The sequence below is a fragment of the Pyxidicoccus fallax genome, from assembly GCF_012933655.1.
In the GTDB taxonomy this organism is placed as follows: Bacteria; Myxococcota; Myxococcia; order Myxococcales; family Myxococcaceae; genus Myxococcus; species Myxococcus fallax.
This window is the reverse complement of the sequence record NZ_JABBJJ010000629.1, coordinates 1-2,967: the sequence shown is the minus strand read 5'-3', so window position 1 is coordinate 2,967 and position 2,967 is coordinate 1. Positions and strand designations below refer to the sequence as shown.

Annotated in this window: 4 protein-coding genes; 1 reads left to right on the top strand and 3 read right to left on the bottom strand. The window is 68.8% G+C overall.

Features of this window, described 5'->3' with window-relative positions; translation table 11 throughout:
• Positions 1-551 (bottom strand): N5-glutamine methyltransferase family protein (locus HG543_RS52840; RefSeq protein WP_169352552.1); only part of this gene is annotated, 551 nt, incomplete at its 3' end.
• Positions 548-1,642, bottom strand: a complete 1,095-nt coding sequence (gene prfA / locus HG543_RS52835) for a peptide chain release factor 1 (protein ID WP_169352551.1) — start codon at positions 1,640-1,642, stop codon at positions 548-550. The genes HG543_RS52840 and prfA, both read right to left, overlap by 4 nt.
• A gap of 152 nt (positions 1,643-1,794) precedes the next feature.
• On the opposite strand from prfA, the gene HG543_RS56725 reads away from it, so the two are divergent.
• Positions 1,795-1,917 carry a hypothetical protein gene (locus HG543_RS56725; RefSeq protein WP_281404565.1) on the top strand — a complete coding sequence of 41 codons (123 nt, stop codon included), beginning with the start codon at positions 1,795-1,797 and terminating at the stop codon, positions 1,915-1,917.
• An 8-nt stretch (positions 1,918-1,925) separates the two neighbouring features.
• Here HG543_RS56725 and HG543_RS52830 read toward each other — a convergent pair.
• On the bottom strand, positions 1,926-2,967 hold a 1,042-nt coding region (locus HG543_RS52830; RefSeq protein ID WP_169352550.1), incomplete at its 5' end, for a CapA family protein.

Here is a 2,967-nt window from a genome sequence, read left to right as displayed (position 1 = left end):
TCCGGGGGGAGGGGGGAGAAGAGGTCGCCCTGCAGCACCGTCACCCGGTCGGCCACCTTGAGGGCCTCGGCGTTCTCCTTCGCCAGGGCGCAGGCGTCCGGGGACAGGTCCGTGGCCACCACGGTGGCCTGCGGGCGCTCGGCCGCGAGGCTGATGGCGATGCAGCCCGAGCCCGTGCACAGGTCCAGAGCCCGCGACGGCGCGTCCTTGGGCAGCATGCGCAGCGCCGCCTCCACGAGCAGCTCCGTCTCCGGCCGCGGAATCAACACCCGCGCGTCCACCTTGAAGGGGCGGTTGTAGAACTCCTTCACGCCGGTGAGGTACTGCGTGGGCTCGCCGGCCAGCCGCCGCTCGATGAGGCTGCGGAAGGTGCCCAGCTCGTCCTTGGACAGGGGGCGGTCCAGGTCCACGTACAGGCGGACGCGGCCCAGCTTGAGCACGTGCGACAAGAGGATCTCCGCGGTGAGCCGGGGAGCGTCCACCTGCCGCTTCTCGAAGTGCTGCGTCGTCCAGGTGAGGACCTTGCGAATGGTCCAGGTCTCGCTGCTCATGCGTCGGAAGAGGGCCTCGGGCCCCCGCCGGTCTGCGCCTTGAGCGCCTCGGCCTGGTAGTAGGTGCGGCAGGCGGTCATGACGTCGTCGATGCCGCCCGCCATGACGCCCGGCAGGTTGTGCACGGTGAGGCCGATGCGGTGGTCCGTCAGCCGGTCCTGCGGGAAGTTGTAGGTGCGGATCTTCTCGCTGCGGTCGCCGGTGCCCACCTGCGCGCGGCGCGTGGAGTCGCGCTCGTTGCGGATGCGCTCCTGCTCGATTTCGTACAGCTTCGCCCGCAGCATGCGCATGGCCATGTTGCGGTTCTTCAGCTGGCTCTTCTCCTGCTGGCACTTCACCACGATGCCCGTCGGGTGGTGGATGAGGCGCACCGCCGAGTCCGTGGTGTTCACGCTCTGACCGCCCGAGCCCGTCGAGCGCATCACCTGCATCTCGATGTCCGCCGGGTTGATCTGGATGTCCACGTCCTCGGCCTCCGGCATCACCGACACGGTGATGGTGGAGGTGTGGATGCGGCCCTGCGTCTCGGTGGCCGGCACGCGCTGCACGCGGTGCACGCCGGACTCGTACTTCATGTGGCTGAAGACGGCGTCGCCCGACAGCGTCACGGTGGCGTCCTTCACGCCGCCCGCGTTGCCCGCGCTCATGTCGAGGATGTCCGCCTTCCAGCCCTTCTTGTCCGCGTACCGGAGGTACATCTGCATGACCTCCTCCGCGAAGAGGGCCGCCTCGTCGCCACCCGCGCCGGCGCGGATCTCCAGGATGACGTTCTTCTCGTCATTGGGGTCCTTGGGCAGGAGGAGAATCTTGAGCTGGGCCTCCAGCTCGTCGCGCTGCTCCTTGAGGCCGGGCAGGGACTCGCGGGCGTAGGCCTTCTCGTCCGGGTCGCTGCTGCCCAGCCACGCCTCGACCTCACTCAGGTCGGCCAGCACCTTGCGGTAGGTCCGGAAGGTGTCCACCAGCTTCTCCAGGCTGGCGCGCTCCTTGGAGACCTTCTGCAGTCTCGCCGAGTCGGCGAGTACGTCGGGGTTCGACAGGTCGGCGGTAAGGCGCTCGAACCGGCGCTCGACGTCTTCGAGTTTGTCAATCATCGTCGTTCCGGGGGGTATTGCCCCTTTGGCCGCCCTCTGGCAAGGGTGGGCGGAGTCAAGAAAATCCTTGGCTGCTTGGGCGGTCGCATGAAAGAAGGGCCGCCTTCACCGCCACTGGCGGTCGGTTCCACATCACCTACACGGAGTCCTTCATGCCCGCCCAGAAGGGAAATCGTTCCAAGAAGAAGCTCGCCAACCGCGCCAAGGGCCGGAAGAGCCAGCTGAAGCGCCGCCGCAGCCGGGCCAAGAAGGGCCAGGCCAACAACAAGGTCTGACGCGAGGACTACTCCCTCCCTTGGCTCCCGGGGGAGGGAGGCGGCCGGGCCCACGGCTCCAGCTCGGGCAGCATTCGGTCCACCGCCTTCGACGAATCGGCCAGCAGCCGCATCACCTCTTCCGCCGCCTCGCCCGTCACGGGCACCGGCTGGAAGGGCAGCTCGGGATATCGGTCCGTCCGGAGCGGCAGCACCTCACTGGAGAGGTAACCGCCAGGGCCGAAGCGCCCCTTCCACAGCGCGCTGCGCTTGTCCCGCGGGTTCCAGTTCCCTCCGAAGACGAAGTTCCCCAGTGAGTAGACGACGGGCGCGCCCTGGTACAGCTCCATGGACTGGAGCACGTGCGGGTGGCTGCCCAGCACGCCGCTGGCGCCCGCATCAATCGCCGCGTGGGCCAGCCGTACCTGGTAGGGCTCCGGGGTGTACGTGCCCTCGCGGCCCCAGTGGAAGAAGGGCAGGACGACGTCCGCCTGCTGCTTCGCGGCGATGACGTCCTCGCGGAGCATCCGCTCCATCACCTCCACGTCGGAGAAGTGCCCGGCCACGCCCGGCGTCGTCTCGGTGGCGTAGACCTGCGGCGGCTCGATGTTGCGCTCGCCGAGGAAGAAGTAGCCCAGCAGGGCCACGCGCACGCCGCCCACGGTGAGGATGGCGGGCCGGCGGGCCTCGGCGAGGTTGCGGCCCGCGCCGAAGTACGGAATCCGCGCCGCCTCCAGCGTCACCAGCGTGTCCACCAACCCCTGGGCGCCGTAGTCCATGAGGTGGTTGTTGGCCAGGCTCACCACGTCCACGCCGCCGGCCACCAGCGAGCCCACCAGCTCGGGGCGGGCGCGGAAGTTGAAGTTCTTGGGCAGCTTCTCGCCGCCCTCGGTGAAGGGGCACTCCAGGTTGACGACGAAGAGGTCGGCCGCGTCGCCCAGCGCCTTCACCTCCTTGAAGCCGTAGGCGAGCATCTCCTCGCGGGAGCGGCCCTTGGCCACCTCGGCGTCGAAGTACGTCTGGTGGTTGTGGCCCAGCGTCACGTCTCCGCCCACCACCAGGGTGATGGGG